At 69.0% G+C, this 17,839-nt stretch carries 14 protein-coding genes and 1 tRNA gene; 9 read left to right on the top strand and 6 right to left on the bottom strand.

The window, feature by feature from the left end; all coding sequences use genetic code 11:
- Window positions 1-8: 8 nt before the first annotated feature.
- Entirely contained in the window at window positions 9-1,670 is a 1,662-nt protein-coding gene (argS, locus tag ACFO5K_RS26595; protein WP_378568541.1) for an arginine--tRNA ligase, read from the bottom strand.
- Window positions 1,671-1,760: 90 nt separating this feature from the next.
- Between argS and ACFO5K_RS26590 the strand changes: the two genes are divergently transcribed.
- The 6 genes from ACFO5K_RS26590 to ACFO5K_RS26565 all read left to right on the top strand — a co-directional run bounded on the left by ACFO5K_RS26590 (window position 1,761) and on the right by ACFO5K_RS26565 (window position 5,924).
- Window positions 1,761-2,624 carry a DUF3105 domain-containing protein gene (locus ACFO5K_RS26590; protein WP_378568539.1) on the top strand — a complete coding sequence of 288 codons (864 nt, stop codon included), beginning with the start codon at window positions 1,761-1,763 and terminating at the stop codon, window positions 2,622-2,624.
- A complete protein-coding gene (locus ACFO5K_RS26585; protein WP_378568537.1) occupies window positions 2,624-3,343 on the top strand; it encodes a DUF305 domain-containing protein in 720 nt (239 codons plus the stop codon). Before ACFO5K_RS26590 ends, ACFO5K_RS26585 begins: the two co-directional genes overlap by 1 nt.
- 126 nt (window positions 3,344-3,469) lie before the next feature.
- Window positions 3,470-3,542: transfer RNA gene (locus tag ACFO5K_RS26580), tRNA-Arg, on the top strand.
- Window positions 3,543-3,660: 118 nt separating this feature from the next.
- Complete coding sequence (locus ACFO5K_RS26575) at window positions 3,661-4,230, top strand: Rv0361 family membrane protein (RefSeq protein ID WP_378568535.1); 570 nt, start codon at window positions 3,661-3,663, stop codon at window positions 4,228-4,230.
- Between the two features lie 37 nt (window positions 4,231-4,267).
- The gene (locus ACFO5K_RS26570; protein ID WP_378568533.1) at window positions 4,268-4,855 is read left to right on the top strand and encodes a MarR family winged helix-turn-helix transcriptional regulator; all 588 of its coding nucleotides are present in this window, start codon (window positions 4,268-4,270) and stop codon (window positions 4,853-4,855) included.
- A 25-nt stretch (window positions 4,856-4,880) separates the two neighbouring features.
- Window positions 4,881-5,924, top strand: coding sequence for a hypothetical protein (locus ACFO5K_RS26565; RefSeq protein ID WP_378568531.1), 1,044 nt, complete (start codon window positions 4,881-4,883; stop codon window positions 5,922-5,924).
- 6 nt (window positions 5,925-5,930) lie between these two features.
- Here the strand turns inward: ACFO5K_RS26565 and ACFO5K_RS26560 are convergent, their stop codons facing one another.
- Window positions 5,931-6,725 (bottom strand): enoyl-CoA hydratase, encoded by a 795-nt coding sequence (locus tag ACFO5K_RS26560; protein WP_378568529.1) that lies wholly within the window; start codon window positions 6,723-6,725, stop codon window positions 5,931-5,933.
- A 118-nt stretch (window positions 6,726-6,843) separates the two neighbouring features.
- Window positions 6,844-7,914 (bottom strand): enoyl-CoA hydratase/isomerase family protein, encoded by a 1,071-nt coding sequence (locus ACFO5K_RS26555; RefSeq protein ID WP_378568527.1) that lies wholly within the window; start codon window positions 7,912-7,914, stop codon window positions 6,844-6,846.
- A 96-nt stretch (window positions 7,915-8,010) separates the two neighbouring features.
- Between ACFO5K_RS26555 and ACFO5K_RS26550 the strand changes: the two genes are divergently transcribed.
- Complete coding sequence (locus tag ACFO5K_RS26550) at window positions 8,011-8,565, top strand: hypothetical protein (protein WP_378568525.1); 555 nt, start codon at window positions 8,011-8,013, stop codon at window positions 8,563-8,565.
- A gap of 37 nt (window positions 8,566-8,602) precedes the next feature.
- Here ACFO5K_RS26550 and ACFO5K_RS26545 read toward each other — a convergent pair whose 3' ends face one another.
- Entirely contained in the window at window positions 8,603-9,568 is a 966-nt protein-coding gene (locus tag ACFO5K_RS26545; RefSeq protein WP_378568523.1) for a DUF2157 domain-containing protein, read from the bottom strand.
- 140 nt (window positions 9,569-9,708) lie between these two features.
- Here ACFO5K_RS26545 and icmF point away from each other — a divergent pair, with 140 nt between their 5' ends.
- Both icmF and ACFO5K_RS26535 read left to right on the top strand, forming a co-directional pair.
- The gene (gene icmF, locus ACFO5K_RS26540) at window positions 9,709-12,924 is read left to right on the top strand and encodes a fused isobutyryl-CoA mutase/GTPase IcmF (RefSeq protein ID WP_378568521.1); all 3,216 of its coding nucleotides are present in this window, start codon (window positions 9,709-9,711) and stop codon (window positions 12,922-12,924) included.
- A gap of 79 nt (window positions 12,925-13,003) precedes the next feature.
- Window positions 13,004-14,071, top strand: a complete 1,068-nt coding sequence (locus ACFO5K_RS26535; protein WP_378568519.1) for an amidohydrolase family protein — start codon at window positions 13,004-13,006, stop codon at window positions 14,069-14,071.
- Window positions 14,072-14,146: 75 nt separating this feature from the next.
- On the opposite strand, the gene ACFO5K_RS26530 is transcribed toward ACFO5K_RS26535, so the two are convergent.
- Together ACFO5K_RS26530 and ACFO5K_RS26525 are read right to left on the bottom strand one after the other, a co-directional pair.
- Window positions 14,147-14,896 carry an SWIM zinc finger family protein gene (locus ACFO5K_RS26530; RefSeq protein WP_378568518.1) on the bottom strand — a complete coding sequence of 250 codons (750 nt, stop codon included), beginning with the start codon at window positions 14,894-14,896 and terminating at the stop codon, window positions 14,147-14,149.
- Window positions 14,896-17,691: a DEAD/DEAH box helicase gene (locus tag ACFO5K_RS26525; protein ID WP_378568516.1), complete on the bottom strand. Its 2,796-nt coding sequence runs from the start codon at window positions 17,689-17,691 to the stop codon at window positions 14,896-14,898. The genes ACFO5K_RS26530 and ACFO5K_RS26525 overlap by 1 nt, the downstream gene beginning before the upstream one ends.
- Window positions 17,692-17,839 lie beyond the last annotated feature (148 nt).

Raw genomic sequence — 17,839 nt, 5'->3', positions numbered from 1 at the left:
TTGGGCGCTCACATGCGCTCCGGTGCGCTCACGCCGAGCAGGGCCAGACCGTTGGCCAGCACCTGGCGGGTGGCCTTGACCAGTTCGAGGCGTGCGGCGTTGAGCCCGGTGACGGCGTCGTCACCCTTGGGCAGCACCCGCATGTCGTCGTCGGACTGGAACGGGTGATACACCCCGGCCAGTTCCTCGAGGTAGCGCGCGATCCGGTGCGGTTCGCGGGTCTCGGCGGCGGTGGCGACCACGCGCGGGAAGTCGCCGAGGGTACGGATCAGGTCACCTTCGCGCGCCGACGTCATCAGTGCGAAATCCGGTGCGACAGAGGCGAATTCGGGGTACTTGGCGGCGTTGCCGATGATGCTGTTGGTCCGCGAGTGCGCGTACTGCACGTAGTAGACCGGGTTCTCGCTGCTCGCCTTGGTCCACAGGTCCAGGTCGATGTCGATGCTCGAGTTCACCGACGAACGCACCAGCGAATAGCGGGCGGCGTCGACCCCGATCTGTTCGACCAGGTCGTTGAGAGTCACCACAGTACCCGCGCGCTTGCTCATCTTCACGGCCTCGCCGTCGCGGACCAGGTTCACCATCTGCCCGATCAGCACCTCGACGGTGTCGGGATCGTCCCCGAACGCGGCCGCGGCGGCCTTGAGCCGGCCGATGTAGCCGTGGTGATCGGCGCCGAGCATGTAGATGCACAGGTCGAAGCCACGGCCCCGCTTGTTCTGGAAGTAAGCGATGTCACCGGCGATGTAGGCGGCGTTGCCGTCGCTCTTGAGGACCACACGGTCCTTGTCGTCACCGAACTCGGTGGACGCGATCCACCAGGCGCCGTCCTTCTCGTACAGGTTGCCCGAGTTCTTGAGTTCTTCGACAGCGCGGTCGACAGCGCCGGAGGCGAACAGTTCGCTCTCGTTGAAGTACACGTCGAAATCGGTGCCGAAGTCGTGCAGATCCTGCTTGATCTGGGCGAACATCTGCTGCACACCTTCACGACGGAACAGCTCATGACGCTCACCGGCGGGCAGGGCCAGAGCGTCGGGGTGCGCGGCGAGGATGCTCGCGCTGATCTCGGCGATGTACTCACCGGCGTAGCCGTCCTCGGGAGTCGGCTCACCGAGCGCGGCCGCCACCAGCGACCGGGCGAAGCGGTCGATCTGGGCGCCGTTGTCGTTGAAGTAGTACTCGCGGGTCACGTCGGCGCCCTGCGCGGCCAGGATGCGGCCCAGCGCGTCACCGACCGCGGCCCAGCGGGTGCCACCGAGGTGCACGGGACCGGTCGGGTTGGCCGAAACGAATTCGAGGTTGATCTCGGTACCGGTGAGCGCGGAACCGGTGCCGTAGGTCTGCCCCGCGGCGAGGACCTGCTCGACGATGACGCCCTGCGCCGAAGCGCCTAGGCGGATGTTGAGGAAGCCCGGGCCGGCGATCTCGGCGACGTCGATGCCCTCGGTGGCCGACAGCGCCTCGGCCAGCCAACCGGCCAGCTCGCGCGGGTTGGTTCCCACCCGCTTGGCCACCTGCATGGCCAGATTCGTGGCATAGTCGCCGTGTTCGGGGTTACGCGGACGCTCCACTGTGACCTGCTCGGGCAGGACCGACGAGTCCAGTCCACGTTCGACAAGCACCTTCGCCGCGGTGGTACGAAGGAGATCTGCAAGGTCAGCTGGAGTCACGAGTCTCTATCCTATTGGCTGGGCGCCTCGCAACCACGACCGCCCGCCACGAACGCCACCGATCCATACGTCGAAAGAGCACAACGAGCGATGCCGAGCAGGACAAGCGCCACATCAGCCAAGGCCGTCCGGGCCGCGGGGAAGTCGTCTCCGTCCCGCAAGACGGGCAAGGGCAAGCTTCCCGGTAAGAAGCGCGAGACCCCCTGGGCCCTGATCGGCGCCGGTGTGGCCATCGTCGCGCTGATCGGTCTGCTGGCCTACAACCTGGTCCCCAAGTACATGGACCAGGCCGCCATCCGGGAAGCCCAGACCGATCTGAAGGAATGGGTGCCGACCGCGGAGAACAAGGACCCCTCGGCCCAGATCGAGGGCGTGGTCACCCAGGAGTACCCGGCCGGTCTGCACGTGACCCCCGAACAACGCGTGGCCTACGACAAGTCCCCCGCCTACGGCGGCCCGCACGACGCGGCCTGGGCGAACTGTACGGGCACCGTGTACGCCAAGCCGATCCGCATGGAGAACGCCGTGCACTCACTCGAGCACGGCGCGATCTGGATCGCCTACAACCCCGACAAGGTCGACGCCGCGGGCGTGGAGACGCTGTCGAACTTCGTCAAGGGCCGCCAGTTCTCGATGATGTCGCCCTACCCGGGCCTGGATTCGCCGATCGCGCTGCAGTCGTGGGGCCACCAGCTGAAGCTGGAATCGGCCGACGACGCGCGGATCAAGCAGTTCATCTCCGCCCTGCGCGAGAACCCCTACGCCTACCCCGAGGTCGGCGCGAGCTGCTCGAACCCGATCTTCGACGCGAACAACCCGCCGCCGTTCGACGCCTCGCCCTACGGTCCCGAAGCCGTCCCCATGGACGGCGCGGGCCTGACCCCCGACCCGGCCGAACTCGGCGGCGCAGGCCTGCCCGGCATGCCGAACATCCCCATGCCCGCGGGCCAGTGATGAGCACCGAAACCGTCGTCGAGGACAACGCGGCCGAGCCGGCCCCCAAGCGCCCGACCGGCGCAGTGCTGGTGCTGGGCGCCATCGGATTGCTGCTGCTCGGCGCCGTGGCCGGCGTCCTGCTGCGGATGCCGCTGGACGAGACCGAGAAACCCGCGCCCGGCCCCGTCGACATCGGCTTCAACCAGGACATGTCCGCCCACCACCACCAGGCCGTCGACATGGCCGGGGTGGCGCTGATCGCCTCCACCGACAACGATGTGCGCCGCCTCGCCTACGACATCCTGACCACCCAGCAGAACCAGATCGGCCGCATGCAGGGCTGGTTGCAGCTGTGGGGTGAGCCGAACCAGAACATCGACGGCTACATGGGCTGGATGGTCGAGGACCACGGCTCCGGTGCGCACGGTCACGGCGGCACCGCCGCGGCCGGCCACACGATGACGGGCCCGGTCCAGCAGATGCCGGGGATGGCGAGCCAGGAGGAGATGACCGCGCTGCGCGAGTCCACCGGCCCGGCCCTGGACACGATGTTCCTGCAGCTGATGCTGCGCCACCACCAGGGCGGTGTGCCGATGCTCGACTACGCCGCCGAGCACGCCACGACCACCGAGGTACGCACCCTCGCCGCCACCATGTCCACCACCCAGGCGGGTGAATCCGAGCTGATCACCACCATGCTCGCGGACCGCGGCGCGGACCCCCTGCCCTTCGGCTGAGGTCGGCGTACGAACACGCTGCCGGACCGGGTCAACCGCCCGGTCCGGCACCGTTTTTGGCGCACCGCACTCCATGCGATACGCTCTTGCTTGCCCGATCGCCGCACAGCGACCGGCACCTATCCCGCCCTCGTAGCTCAGGGGATAGAGCGTCTGCCTCCGGAGCAGAAGGCCGCAGGTTCGAATCCTGCCGAGGGCACAGCAGTTCGAGGTCCCGTCCGTTCGGTCGGGGCCTCGTTTGTTTCTCGAACAGGCTCGATACGCACGGTTCCACACGGTTTCGGGGCCAGCCGCCCCGGTGACAGCAGGAGCGGGCTATGACGAATCCACCCGAGGGGCAATCCTTCGGAGCGCAGCCGCCGGGCACGCCGCCCGGTACTCCCCCGGCGGGGCCGCCGCCAGGAGCCGAGGCTTTTCCGCCACAACCGCCGAAGAAGAGCCGTACCGGGCTGTTCGTGGCACTCGGTGTGCTCGGGCTGATGGTGATCGGTGCGTTGGTCGCCGGGGTGGTGCTGACCGTGCAGGGGCACGCTCCCTGGTCCGCCGACGACAAGAAGATCGAGGTCGCCGTGCGCGACTTCTACGACACCCTCAACGATGAAGGGTTCATCGCCGCCGCGCAGTTGGCCTGTCGGGCCGATCGCGACGAGATCGACCATCTCACCCCCGAACAGCGCCAGCAGTTCGACATCGCCTCGGTGACGGCGCGCATCGACGACGTGCGCGACATCGTCATCAGCGGTGACGACGCCGAGGCCACGGTGACCGGTCAGCTCACCCTCTCGGTGGCGGGTGAGGAACCCACCACCGAGGACAGCACACAGGAGCACCTGACCAAGGAAGACGGCACCTGGAAGATCTGCTCGGCCCCGGCTCACCGGCGCTGACCGAGCCGCACTCGCCGGTCGTGGAATGATCGGAACCATGTCACGGCCAAGACCGCTTCCCCAGGACCCCATCGCCGAGGCGCACCGGCAGTGGGTGGAGCACGGGTGGGGTTCGGTGGCCGACGGGATGGCCCTGGTCACCTCCCTGGTGCGGGCGCAGCAGATCGTGATGGCCCGGGTGGACGAGGCGCTCAAACCGTCTGGGCTCACCTTTTCCCGCTATGAGCTGCTGCAACTGCTCAGCTTCAGCCGCACCGGCGCGCTGCCGATGGCCAAGGCCAGCGCGCGGCTGCAGGTGCATCCGACCAGCGTCACCAATGCCGTCGACCGGCTCGAGGCGGCGGGCCTGGTGGTGCGGGTGCCGCACCCCAGCGACCGGCGCGCCACCCTGATCGAGATCACCGCAGCCGGCCGCAAGTCGGTGCACGCGGCGACGAAGGCACTCAATGCCGAGGTGTTCGCCGAGCCGGGACTGCCACCGGGCGACGGCAGGCAACTGCTGCGGCTGCTGACCCAGTTCCGCCACGCGGCGGGCGACTTCGCCGCCGATGATCCGGAAAACCTCGCATTCCAGGCGGTTTCGGGCTCCGGCGGCGAATCGCCCGCCGACTCGCTTGGCAGGTAGCGCGAAAAGGTCCACCATGTAGCTCATGGTGCTGGTCCTGGGGGTATCGGCGGGTGCGGGCGGTGCTCGTGCTGTGCTCAACCACAGCGACCGGCCCGACCTCCCGCCGCTGGACCGAGTGCGCGTGGCCCGCCGCGCCGGGGCGTCGGTGCAGGAATCGGTACTGACGGCCATCCGCCGGATGCGCGTGGCCGCGCTCGCGCGCGACGAATGCGTCTCCGCCACGCTGGTCACCTGCCGCACCGAAACACACGCCGACGCGATCCGCGCGGCGGCCGGCCCGTCGGTCGGCATCGTCGACGAACCACTGGCCCAGTTGCGATACCTGCGCTTCGCCGGTCTGCTGCCGGCTACCGATTCGGTGCTGCTCTACGACCTCGGCAGCTCCGGTCTGACCCTGACCCAGGCCGACTGCCGCACCGACACCATCCTGGCGAGCACCCACAGCACCGTGCTCAGCGGTGACGCCTACGACACGCTGCTGCGCCGCCAACTGGCCCGCGGCGGAGTCCTGGCCGACGCGCGCACCAGCCGCACCCACCGTGAATCGCTGAGCCAGGCCCGGGTGGTGACCGCCACCGATGCCGACACCGGCGAACGCGCGGTGGTGACGCGCAGCGATCTGGCCGAGCTGTGTGAGACGGGGCTGCACAATTCGGCCATGTTCGTGCGCCAGATGATCGCGGAGACCGGGGTGCGCCCGGGTGCGCTGGTACTGCTGGGCGGGTGCACCCGCAACCCGACATTGCGCGCCGCGCTCGCCGCGCAACTCGGCTTACCGATCGTCTACGACCCGGAGCCGGAATATGTTTCGGCCCGTGGCGCCGTGCTGCTCGCCGCGCGCCGTCCGACCCGGTTGCGGATGCCACGGCTGCGTGCCGGCGCCACCGCGATCACGCCACCGCGCCCGGGTCGCCGAAAACTTCTCGTGGCGGTCGCGGTGACGGCCACCCTCGGGGGCACCGTCGCCGGGCTGCTCAGCACTCACGATTCCGCGGCGCGGTCCCCTGGGCAGGGCACCGCGCCGACTACTGTCCAGTTCATCGACGGGTCACTGCCCGCGAGATAGCCCGGATCAGCTGTTGGTGAAGTTCGGCGGGCGCTTCTCGACGAAGGCGGCCATACCTTCCTTCTGATCGTCGGTGGCGAACAGCGAGTGGAACACCCGGCGCTCGAAGAGCAGGCCCTCGGTGAGGGTGGTCTCGAACGAGCGGTTCACCGCTTCCTTGGCGATCATGGCGACCGGCAGCGACATCGAGGCGATGGTCTGGGCCACTTCGAGCGCGGTGTCGAGCAGTTCGTCGGCGGGCACGATGCGCGAGACCAGACCGGCCCGTTCGGCCTCCTCGGCGCCCATGTTGCGGCCGGTGAGGATCAGGTCCATCGCCTTGGCCTTGCCGATCGCGCGGGTGAGCCGCTGCGAGCCGCCGATGCCGGGAATCACGCCGAGCTTGATCTCGGGCTGACCGAACTTGGCGGTGTCGGCGGCGATCAGGATGTCGCACAGCATCGCCAGCTCGCACCCGCCGCCGAGGGCGTAGCCGGAGACGGCGGCGATGGTGGGCTTGCGGAAGTTGGCGAGGCGGTCCCAGCGGGCGAAGAAGTCGGCCAGGAACATGTCCATGTAGGACTTGGGCGCCATCTCCTTGATGTCGGCGCCGGCCGCGAACGCCTTCTCCGAGCCGGTGATCACCACGGCGCCGACCGACGTGTCGCGGTCGAGTTCGTCGAGCGCGGCGATCACATCGTCGAGGACCTGGGCGTTGAGGGCGTTGAGCGCCTTGGGCCGGTTCAGCGTGATCTGGCCGACCACGCCCTTACCGTCGCTGCCACCCTTGCGTTCCAGCAGAATCGTCTCGAATTCGGTCACGGCCACCCTCTTGTCAATCAACGGTCACGGATGGTGCCGACCCTACCGAGCCGTCCCGCCACCGGTGCGCCGTACCTGTGTCCGGCCCGGAGCTGTGCCGATGACGGGGACGCACCGATCAGGCTGGCAGCCCGAGTTCGTGCGCGCCGAGCGGGGCGAAGTAGGCGTCGACCTGGGCGGCGGTGACCTCGTCGAGGGTGGCGGGTGACCAGCGCGGCGAGCGGTCCTTGTCGATCACCTGGGCGCGGATGCCCTCGGCCAGATCGTGGGTGCTCAGCGCGGCCACGGTGATCCGGAATTCGACCTGCAGCGCCTCGGCGAGGGTGCGGTCGCGGGCTTCGCGCAGGGCACGCAGGGTGGCTTTGAGCGCGCGCGGCGACTTGGCCAGCAGGTCCTCGGCGGCCTTGGTCGCTTCCGGGGAGTCGGCGGCGCGCAGGGCATCGACGATGCCTTCGACGGTGTCGGCGGCGTAGCAGGGGTCGATCCAGTCCCGCTGGGCGGCGAGCTCGGATTCGGGTGCGGCAGTGGCGAATCGGGCGATCGCCTCGTCGGCCGGGGTGGTACGCAGCGCGTCCAGCAGGGCGGGCAGGTCGGCCGCGGGCACGAAGGTGTCGGCGAAACCGGCCGCGATGGCGTCGCCGGCGCCCATGCGCGCGGTGGTGAGCGCGACGTGGGTGCCCAGCTCACCGGGAGCGTGCGAGAGCAGGTAGGTGCCGCCCACATCGGGAACGAAGCCGATGCCCACTTCCGGCATGCCGATCTGGGAGCGCTCGGTGACGATGCGGTGGCTGCCGTGCGCCGAGACACCGACCCCGCCGCCCATCACGATGCCGTCCATCACGGCCACATACGGCTTCGGGTAGCTGTCGATCAGCTCGTTGAGCAGGTATTCGTCCCGCCAGAACGCGGCCGCCGCGGTGCCGAGGGGCGCGGGGGCGCCCGGGCCGCCGTCGTTGATGGCCTTGGCGTCGCGGTGGATGGCGACGATGTCACCGCCCGCGCACAGGCCCCGCTCCCCCGCACCGACGATCGCGACGGTGCGGATGGCCGGATCCGTCGCCCAGGACCGCAAGGCCGCGGTGATGGCCAGGCTCATCGAGTGGTTGAGCGCGTTGATCGCGCGTGGCCGGTTCAGGGTGATCAGCCCGAGCCCGTCGCGAACCTCGAACAGCACTTCCGCTTCACTCATGCCCGTCACAGTAAAGTTGGATGTCCGAGTATCTGAAGCCACGGCACGCCCGTTGTGACGCATTCCACCGAGCCCGGCATACGGCACAATCACCTCATGGGCAGCGACCACTTCCTGCGGATCACCCGCCTGCGCGCACTGATCGAGCACGAGAACACCGGTGCGGGCGAGCGCGCGACGGCGCAGCGCATGCTCGACCGGTTGCTACGAAAGGCGGGCGCCGACAATACTTCCCGCCTCGCTGCCGACCGGGTCTACGGTTCGCGCCACCACCGTCCGGGCCGGCACGCCAGCACCGTCTCGATCGTGGAATCGGTGCGTGACGACATCGCCTTCGCCCGCAACTTCGCCCCGGTGAGCAGCACACCCGGCACGGTGACGGTGCACAGCCCGCTCGCGGCCGCCCCCACCGAGCTCACCGTGCTGGTGAGCACTCCCTTCGCCGATCAGATCGTGGTCACCATCGGCGACATCCCACCGGAGTGGGGCTGGGAAACCGACGAGTTCGACCGCGTCACCGCCAGTCGCGACCTGCGCGCCCTGGCCGACGAACTGGCCGAGATCATCGACAGCTACAACCACAACGGCACCGATGTGGGCCCGCGATTCTTCCGCACGATCCGCGCACAGGAGAAGACCCTCATCCGCTGAGTGCGCGCCGACCCGTTGCCCGTGTGGGCGTGGCCAATCAGCTGTGTGGGCGCGCACCCGGCCGGGCGAGCAGGACCACCAGCCCTACCGTCAGCACCACCGCGCCGACGCCCAGCACCACACTGGCCACTGCGGGTCCGCTCGCGGTGTAGTCGGCCACCGCCTGACCCACCGCGATCGCGACCGCCGCACCACCGCCGAGGACCAGCGCGGCTTCTCGCCGGCCCACGTACAGCGCCAAGCACACCACGCCCACCAGCCCGGTGATCGCGGGCCGCCAAGGCGACTCGCCGAGGGTCAGCGACTGGGCACCCAGTACCAGCACCAGCCATCCGATGACGTAGCCCGCCCAGTCCGCGACGAGCACGCGTCGCCAGGCCAGCCCGAACCACAGCGCACCGAACAACAGCAGGATCACCCCTTGCCAGAGCGAACGCACCTGCGAGGTCGCCTCGACCAGGCTCGCCACGCCGAATGCGGCCACCGTGACCATCCCGAGCACGCTGGGCACCAGCAGATAGCCCAGCACCGCGACCAGTAGCCCGGCGATCGAGGCGGGTAATTGCGCGTCGTCACCGCGGCCCTGCCCGACGGCCGTGGCGACGGCCGCGCACACCGCGCCGGCGGCCAGCGCGAGCAGTACGGCGGCCAACCGCACCCGTCCCGCCGAGGCGATCGGCACCCGCCGGAAGACCCCGGCGCACCCGCCGGCCAGCAGCACCGCACCGCCGATCGCACAGCCGGCGACGACCGCCAGCAGCACCACTCGCCCCGTTTGCGCCACCTGCGTCCAGGCCGTGCCCAGGAACAGCCCGAGCCCGGCGGCCACCAGTCCGGCGCCGACATAGGCCACGATCTCGGCGGCGACACGTCCACCGCTCGCCCGTCCGGCCCGTTCCTGCTCGTGCACGGCCCGCAGGACCGCGCCGCGCTGCTCCCCGCTGATCACCCCGGCGGTCACCAGCCGCTCCAACGCCACTGTCACTCGCTGTTCGCGAACCATGGGTCGAGTATGTCGACCTGCGGTGATGTTTCGGTTGAAACCGGTGTGCCGAGTTTTCGCGACGCCGGGGCGGTGGGCGGACTAGAATTAGTTTGACGTCCTAGTATTGGACGTGCGACCGAATTGTGGAGAGGTGGGTCATGGGCGACTCGATGCACGTTCCCGTTCATCCGGTGCGGTTCGTCACCTCGGCGGCCCTGTTCGACGGCCACGACGCGGCGATCAACATCATGCGGCGGATCCTGCAGGCCCAGGGCGCCGAAGTGATCCACCTCGGACACAACCGATCGGTGCGCGAGATCGTCGACGCGGTGATCGAGGAGGACGTGCAGGGCGTGGCGGTGAGCTCGTATCAGGGCGGCCACGTCGAGTTCTTCGAGTACCTGGCCCAGTCGTTGCGCGAGGCGGGCGCCGGCGACGTGCGGATCTTCGGCGGCGGCGGCGGGGTGATCGTCGACGAGGAGATCGACCGGCTCCGCCGCTGCGGCGTGCGGATCTTCTCCCCCGAGGACGGCCAGCGCCTCGGCCTGCCGGGAATGATCAACGAGCTCATCCGGGTCTGCGACACCGACCGCGCCGATGAGCTCGCCGACCTCGACGCGCTCTACACCGGCGACCGTAACGCGCTGGCGCGCACCATCACCTGCCTGCAGCAGGGCGCGCTGCCCGAGGCCGACCGGACCGCGATCCTGGCGGCGGCCGCCGCACGGCAGGTGCCGGTACTCGGCATCACCGGCACCGGTGGCTCCGGAAAGTCCTCGCTCACCGACGAACTGGTACGCCGACTGCGCACCGACCAGCAGGACAAGCTGCGCGTCGCGGTGCTCGCGGTGGACCCCACCCGCCGACGGGCCGGCGGCGCCCTGCTCGGCGACCGCATCCGCATGAATGCCCTCGACGGCGAGCACGTGTACTTCCGTTCGCTGGCCACCCGCGGTAATCACGAACTCCCCGACGACGTCGACACCATGATCGCGGCCTGCCGCGCCGCCGGCCACGACCTGGTGATCCTGGAAACGCCGGGCATCGGCCAGGGCGACGCGGGCATCGTCGATCACGTCGATGTGGCCCTGTACGTGATGACACCGGAGTTCGGCGCCGCCTCCCAGCTCGAGAAGATCGACATGCTCGACTACGCCGATGTGGTCGCGGTGAACAAGTACGAACGGCGCGGAGCCGCCGACGCGGTACGCGATGTGTCGCGCCAGTTGATCCGCAACCGCGCCGAATTCGGTTCCAGCCCAGCCGATATGCCCGTCTTCGGCACCAGTGCCGCCACCTTCGACGACGACGGCGTGACCGCGCTCTATCAGCACCTCGCCGCCCTGCTGACCGAACACGGACTGACCGTCGAGCCGGGCGCCCTGCCCCGTGTGGACACCAAGGTCTCGACCCGCTTCGCCCAGCTCGTGCCACCCGCACGGGTCCGGTACCTGGCCGAGATCGCCGAGACCGTACGCACCTACCACGCCGACACCACCCGCGAACTCGCTGCGGCACAACGCGTTCAACGCCTGCGCCTGGTGCACGAGGAACTGCCCGGCGATGCGGCGGTCGCCGAACTGCTCACCGAAGCCCGCGACGCCCTCTCCCCCGAATCCACGGCCCTGCTGGCCGAATGGCCCGCTCTGGCCGAGAGCTACCGCGGCACCGAACAGGTCGTGAAGATCCGCGACCGCGAGATCCACACCCCGCTGCGTCGCGAATCCCTCTCGGGCACCAGCGTTCCCCGCGTCGCGCTGCCCCGCTACACCGACGACGGCGAACTGCTGCGTTTTCTGCGCGCCGAGCACCTCCCCGGCCGATTCCCGTTCACCGCAGGCGTTTTCCTGTTCAAGCGCGACAACGAGGACCCCGCCCGGATGTTCGCCGGCGAGGGTGACCCGGCGCGCACCAACCGCCGCTTCAAGGTCCTCAGCGCTCATGCCGAAGCCACCCGGCTGTCCACCGCCTTCGACTCGGTCACCCTCTACGGCCACGACCCGGCCGAGCGACCCGACATCTACGGCAAGGTGGGCACCTCGGGGGTCTCGGTGGCCACCATCGAGGACATGCGCACCCTGTTCGACGGTTTCGACCTGTGCGCACCGACCACCTCGGTCTCGATGACCATCAACGGCCCCGCACCGACCATCCTGGCCTTCTTCCTCAACACCGCCATCGACCAGGCACTGCAACGCTTCACCGACGCCGAGGGCCGCGAGCCGAGCGCGCAGGAGGCCGCCGAGGTGCGCGCACGCACCCTGTCCACCGTGCGCGGCACCGTGCAGGCCGACATCCTCAAAGAGGACCAGGGTCAGAACACCTGCCTGTTCTCCACCGAATTCAGTCTGCGCATGATGGCCGACGTGCAGGAATGGTTCGTGCGCAACGAGGTGCGCAATTTCTATTCGGTGTCGATCTCGGGTTATCACATCGCCGAGGCGGGCGCGAATCCGATCAGCCAGCTCGCCTTCACCCTGGCCAACGGATTCACCTATGTGGAAACGTATCTGGCGCGCGGACTGGCCATCGACGAGTTCGCGCCGAATCTTTCGTTCTTCTTCTCCAACGGCATGGATCCCGAATACACGGTGCTCGGCCGGGTCGCGCGCCGCATCTGGGCGATCGCGATGCGCGACCGGTACGGCGCGGGCGAACGCGCGCAGAAACTGAAGTATCACGTGCAGACCTCCGGTCGTTCACTGCACGCACAGGAAATGCAGTTCAACGACATCCGCACCACACTGCAGGCGTTGATCGCGGTCTATGACAACTGCAACAGCCTGCACACCAATGCCTTCGACGAAGCGGTGACCACGCCCACCGAGGATTCGGTGCGCCGGGCGCTGGCCATTCAGCTCATCATCGCCAAGGAATGGGGGCTGGCGGTGAACGAGAACCCCTTGCAGGGCAGTTTCATCATCGATGAACTGACCGATCTCGTCGAGGAAGCGGTGCTGCTGGAATTCGAGCGCATCAGCGAACGCGGCGGGGTACTCGGCGCGATGGAGACCGGCTACCAGCGCGGGCGCATCCAAGACGAATCGATGCGCTATGAGCAGCGCAAACACGACGGAACGCTGCCCATCATCGGAGTGAACACCTTCCGCGGACGCGAGGACGACGCCGCGCACGGTCCGCTGGAGCTCGCGCGCGGCACCGACGCCGAACGCCGCGCACAACTGGACCGATTGAGCCGGTTTCAGGCCGAGAACGCCGAACACGCGCCGCGCGCGCTGGCCCGGCTGGCCGAGGTGGCACATACCGACGGCAATATTTTCGACGTGCTGATGGAAGCGGCGCGGGTGTGTACTTTGCAGCAGGTCACCGACGCCTTCTTCGCGGTGGGCGGACAATATCGGCGAACCGTTTGACGCGGGCGAAACCGGGCAGCGCACCCGTTGTCGTGTGACAATTCGCGAAAGGAATGCCGGCGGCGATGGGACGCACAGCATGGATCTGACCGACCTCGACATCATCGATGCCCATATTCACCAGTGGGATCCGCGGGCCACGCCACGCGCGTTCAGCAAGCTGGCCACCCTGTCGCGTTTGCTCCCGCTGCCGATCGACCTGCTCGCGAAGCTGGCACCGCCACGCGACCGCCAGTTCGTCGGTGATCCCACCGCCTACACCCGGGCCTACCTGCCCGCCGACTACCGCGCCGACCTGGGTGACACCTCGGTGGACTCGGTGGTGCACATCGAGGTGGAGTGGCACGGCTGGCGTCCCGACGAAACCCGCTGGGTGGCGAGCCTGCCCTTCGGCGTGGACACTCCCGCCCTGGCCACCATCATCGGCTCGGCCGACCCCGCGGCCACCGACTTCGCCGCGGTGCTCGACGCGCACCAGTCCGCGTCGCCACGGTTCCACGGTGTCCGCAGCATGGTCGCCCACCACCCGGACCCGGGCGTGAAGTCCTTCGCCCCACACGACGGCGCGCTCACCGCCCCGGCCTTCCTGCACGGTTTCGAGCAGCTGGCGCGACGTGGGCTCTCCTTCGACGCCTGGGTGTATTCGGGCCAGCTCCCCGAGGTCACGGCCTTGGCCGAACGCTTCCCCGAGGTCGCGATCGTGCTCGACCATCTCGCCACCCCGGCGGGCATCTTCGGTGCCGTGGGCAAACACACCGGCCGCACCGCCGCCGAACGGCAGCACCTGTTCGACCGCTGGCGCGACGACCTCACCGATCTGGCCGCCCAACCGACCGTGGTGGCGAAGGTGAGCGGGCTGATGATGCCGATCCTCGGCCACCCGGTCCCGCCACGCGGCACGCCGACGCCCGTGGCCACACTGGTGGACCGGATCGGCCCGATGCTCACCCACGCCTGGTCCGTTTTCGGCGCCGACCGCCTGATCTGGGGCTCGAACTTCCCGATCGACCGCCCGATCACCAGCCTCACCGGGGCGGCCGAGGCGGTGGCCACTGTCCTCACCGAGGCGGGCGCGTCACCCGAGGAGCTGCGGAAAGTGTTCGGCGGCAATGCGAATCGGGTGTACCGCGTCGACTCCAGCGCCTGAGTTCAACCGCTGAACCTCTCCTCGATGAGTTGCCCACTGTTCCGGCACGGTGGCGCCACATCTGTCGACGCAAAATCAACTGTCGAATTCGGTGTAGAGCGCACGTAATTCGCGTAACCCGGTCGCCGCGGTCTGCTCGTCCTCGGACGACATACGCAGGGCACGCCGCAAGGCCATCGCGTCGAGATCCTCGATGACCGGGTGGAATTCGACGCGCGGCAGGTCGGGCAGCACCAGCTCGTCACCGTAGGGATCATCGGAATCCTCGGCGCGGGCCGACTTCCCGACCCCGCCGATGAGGGTGTCGAGGTCGAGACCGCGCAGGGTGAGGATATCGCCGGGCTGTTCGTCGAGCCGCTCGGCGAGCAGGAAGCAGACCGCGGCGACGTGCTTGCACGGCCACCCCATGTCCGGGCAGCTACAGGAGAAATCCAGCTCGGAGGCGGTGGTCGGCAACAGGTGCGGACCGAGCGCGGGCGGCAACGCACCGGAGGCGATCTCGGCGAGCATGCCCGGCGCCGCCCGGATCTCTTCGAGCAGCAGCTCGATTTCCTCGTCACGCAGCGGCCGCAGCGTCAGCACCGAGGTGAACGGGCTGGGCTGGCTGCCCTGCACCTCGGCGGTGACGGCGCCACGTTCGATGCGGTAGTTCACGATCTGGCCCGCCCTGGCGTAGGTGCGCCCGCGCGAGAGCCTGCCCGCGTCGGCCACCTTCTCCACCGCGTCCAGCAGCGACTTGCCCCACCAGGTGCGACCGAAGCCCCCGCGGGCCTGCGCACCGCCGCGCACCGGTTTACGCGGGCCGAACTGGCTGAAGTCGGCCATCAGTCACCCACCGCCTCGGCGCCGAGGGCGAACAGGTCGCGCAGCTCGTCGGTGCTCAGTTCGGTGATCCAGTTCTCCCCCGCACCGACCGCCAGATCGGCCAGTTGCTTTTTGCCACTGATCATTTCGTCGATCCGTTCCTCGATGGTATCGACACAGACGAGCTTGCGGACCTGCACCGCGCGCTGCTGGCCGATCCGGAACGCCCGGTCGGTGGCCTGATCCTCCACCGCCGGATTCCACCAGCGGTCCAGGTGGATCACATGGTTGGCGGCGGTGAGGTTCAGGCCGGTGCCGCCGGCCTTGAGCGAGAGCAGCATCAGCGGTGGACCGTCCGCGCGCTGGAAACCGGTCACCATGTCGTCGCGGCGCTGCTTGGGCACGCCGCCGTGCAGGAACGGAACGGGGCTGCCGAAACGTTCGGTCAGATACGGCAGGACCAGGTCGCCGAACTCGCGGAACTGGGTGAACAGCAGGGCCTTCTCGCCGTCGGCCAGCACCGACTCGAGCACATCCTCGACCAGGGCCAGCTTGCCGGAGCGGTGGCCACCGCGGCGCAGCATCGCCGAACCGTCACCCAGGTAGTGCGCGGGATGGTTGCACACCTGCTTGAGGCGGGTCAACGCGCTGAGCACCGCGCCCTTGCGCGCCATACCCTTCGCGTCTTTCAGCTTCTCCAGCATGTCGTCGACCACCGCCTGGTACAGGGCAGCCTGTTCGACGGTGAGGTTGGCCCGCACCGTCATCTCCAGCTTCTCCGGCAGATCACTGATCACCGTCGGGTCGGTCTTGAGCCGGCGCAGCACGAACGGGTCGGTGATCAACCGCAGTCGGTCGATGGCCTGCTGATCGCGTTCACGTTCGATCGGCACCGCGAACTTGGCGCGGAACGCCTGTGGGCTGCCGAGCAATTTGGGTATGGCGAAGTCGAACAGGGCGCGCAGTTCCTCGAGCCGGTTCTCCACCGGGGTGCCGGTGAGCGCCAGCCGATGCCGGGCTCGCAGCGTGCGCGCCGCACGCGCCTGCCTGGTCGCGGCGTTCTTGATGTGCTGGGCTTCGTCGAGCACGATCCGCTCCCACTGCTGCTCGCCCAGCAGGGCGGCGTCGCGGGCGAGCAACGCGTAGGTGGTGACGACGACATCCGCGTCGGCCACCGCCGCGGCGAACTCCGCGCCCGTGCGCCGCCCGGCTCCGTGGTGCACCAGTACCCGCAGGTCAGGGGCGAAGCGCGCGGTTTCGCGCTGCCAGTTGCCGACCACCGACATCGGGCACACCAGCAAGGTGGGGCCGATGTCGCGCCCGGTCTCGCGTTCGTGCACCAACAGCGCGAGGACCTGCACCGTTTTGCCCAGGCCCATGTCGTCGGCCAGGATCGCGCCGCAGTTCAGCCGGCTCATGGTGGCCAGCCAACTCAGCCCACGCACCTGATACGGGCGCAGTTGGGCCTTCAAACCGATCGGCACCGCGACCGGTTCGGGTTCGGCCGCACCAGCGAACAGCTCGGCCGCCCAACCCTCGGCGGTGACCTCGGTGACCGGCACATTGTCGACGCGTTCGGCGGCGAGTTCACCGATCATGTCGGCCAGGGTGACCGGACTGTCGTCGGCGTGCTGGGCGACATAGCGGGCCGCGGCGGCCAGCGCGCGATGGTCGGCCTGCACCCATTCACCGCGCAGCTGCACCAGATCCGACTTGTTGCTGACCAGCCGTGCCATCTCCGCGGGCGTGAGCACCAGGTCGCCCAGCGCCAATTCCCAACGGTAGGAAAGCAAGCCGTCGAGTCCGACCGTCGATTCAGCGGCGGCCGGGCTGCTCACCCGCAACCGCATGCTCGGCTCGGCGATGTTCCAGGCGCGTGGCAGCAGCAGGCGGATTCCGGCTCCCTGCAGGGCATGTGCGCCGTGCGCGACCAGGTCGGCGACCACTTCGGTGGGCAGCAGCAGGTCGAGGCCGCGTGGGTCGGTGGGCAGGTCGCGCAGTCGCGGGTAAGCCTTGCGGGCTTGGCCCAGCTTCTCCGCCGCGGTCCGCACCAGCACCGGATCATCTTCCAGCACAACAGGTTTCGGTGCGTCGTCGACCGGACGCAGGCAGACCTGCAACCGCCACAGCGCCACCGATTCGTCGACGGTGCCGAACTCGCCGTCGGGCTCGCACAGGCGCAGCACCAGTTCCGGTTCATCGGCGGCATAGCCTTCGCGCCACTGGGTGAGGGTTTCGGCCAGGCGGTAGGAACCCTGGTCGAGGGGAGTATCGGCGACGAGAGCGGCCAGCAGCGGGTGCGTCATCGGGGCATGGGCGAGATATTCGCGAGCGATCGGATCGGTGAGTTCGGTGACCAGGTCGTCGAGGACGGCGGGCGCCGGGCCCGCGACACGCAACGCGGCGGGCATCGCCGTGGCCAGTTCGGCCAGCCAGGCCCGCTGCCGCTGCCCACCGACCAGCCGCCAGCGCACCCACCACTGCCCGTCACCGCGCTCCACCTGCGGCACCACCCGCCCGGCCCGCACCCACCGCTCGATGCCCCGGGCGACGTGACCGAGGAAACGCAGGTCACCGGAGATGTGCTCGCGAGGCAGCCGGCTGCGCAACACCGCGGCCGCCGTGGGCGGGGCGAGCGCGTGCGCACGGACCTCGGCGGTGTCGGTACCGCCCGCGGCATCGACGACGAGCACCTGCGCGCGGTGGCGGAACCGCGCGCGATCGAGGACGTCGCCCAGCAGCGAACCCACCGCGACCGGTTCGCCGTCGTGCCACAGCAGCAGACCCGAACCCGGGGACCACAGACCGTGCAACATGGACCCATCCAAGCAGGCGGCACCGACACGCTCCGCGCCCGCCGTACCTCTGGATTTCTGGACGCAACCGGAACATACTGGGATATTCCCTGGTCACGGGCCACAGTGCCCGCCGGCGACAACTCGATTACCGACCCAGGCGAACCGG

The sequence above is a fragment of the Nocardia halotolerans genome (assembly GCF_042650145.1).
Taxonomy (GTDB): Bacteria; Actinomycetota; Actinomycetes; order Mycobacteriales; family Mycobacteriaceae; genus Nocardia; species Nocardia halotolerans.
The sequence above is the reverse complement of the archived record's forward strand: the minus strand, read 5'-3'. Positions and strand labels throughout refer to the sequence as shown.

Coding starts and splice junctions, on each gene's coding strand:
- ACFO5K_RS26590 (WP_378568539.1), top strand. CDS start 1,761: ATGCCGAGCAGGACAAGCGCCACATCAGCCAAGGCCGTCCGGGCCGCG.
- ACFO5K_RS26585 (WP_378568537.1), top strand. CDS start 2,624: ATGAGCACCGAAACCGTCGTCGAGGACAACGCGGCCGAGCCGGCCCCC.
- ACFO5K_RS26575 (WP_378568535.1), top strand. CDS start 3,661: ATGACGAATCCACCCGAGGGGCAATCCTTCGGAGCGCAGCCGCCGGGC.
- ACFO5K_RS26570 (WP_378568533.1), top strand. CDS start 4,268: ATGTCACGGCCAAGACCGCTTCCCCAGGACCCCATCGCCGAGGCGCAC.
- ACFO5K_RS26565 (WP_378568531.1), top strand. CDS start 4,881: ATGGTGCTGGTCCTGGGGGTATCGGCGGGTGCGGGCGGTGCTCGTGCT.
- ACFO5K_RS26555 (WP_378568527.1), bottom strand. CDS start 7,914: ATGAGTGAAGCGGAAGTGCTGTTCGAGGTTCGCGACGGGCTCGGGCTG.
- ACFO5K_RS26550 (WP_378568525.1), top strand. CDS start 8,011: ATGGGCAGCGACCACTTCCTGCGGATCACCCGCCTGCGCGCACTGATC.
- ACFO5K_RS26545 (WP_378568523.1), bottom strand. CDS start 9,568: ATGGTTCGCGAACAGCGAGTGACAGTGGCGTTGGAGCGGCTGGTGACC.
- icmF (WP_378568521.1), top strand. CDS start 9,709: ATGGGCGACTCGATGCACGTTCCCGTTCATCCGGTGCGGTTCGTCACC.
- ACFO5K_RS26535 (WP_378568519.1), top strand. CDS start 13,004: ATGGATCTGACCGACCTCGACATCATCGATGCCCATATTCACCAGTGG.
- ACFO5K_RS26530 (WP_378568518.1), bottom strand. CDS start 14,896: ATGGCCGACTTCAGCCAGTTCGGCCCGCGTAAACCGGTGCGCGGCGGT.
- ACFO5K_RS26525 (WP_378568516.1), bottom strand. CDS start 17,691: ATGTTGCACGGTCTGTGGTCCCCGGGTTCGGGTCTGCTGCTGTGGCAC.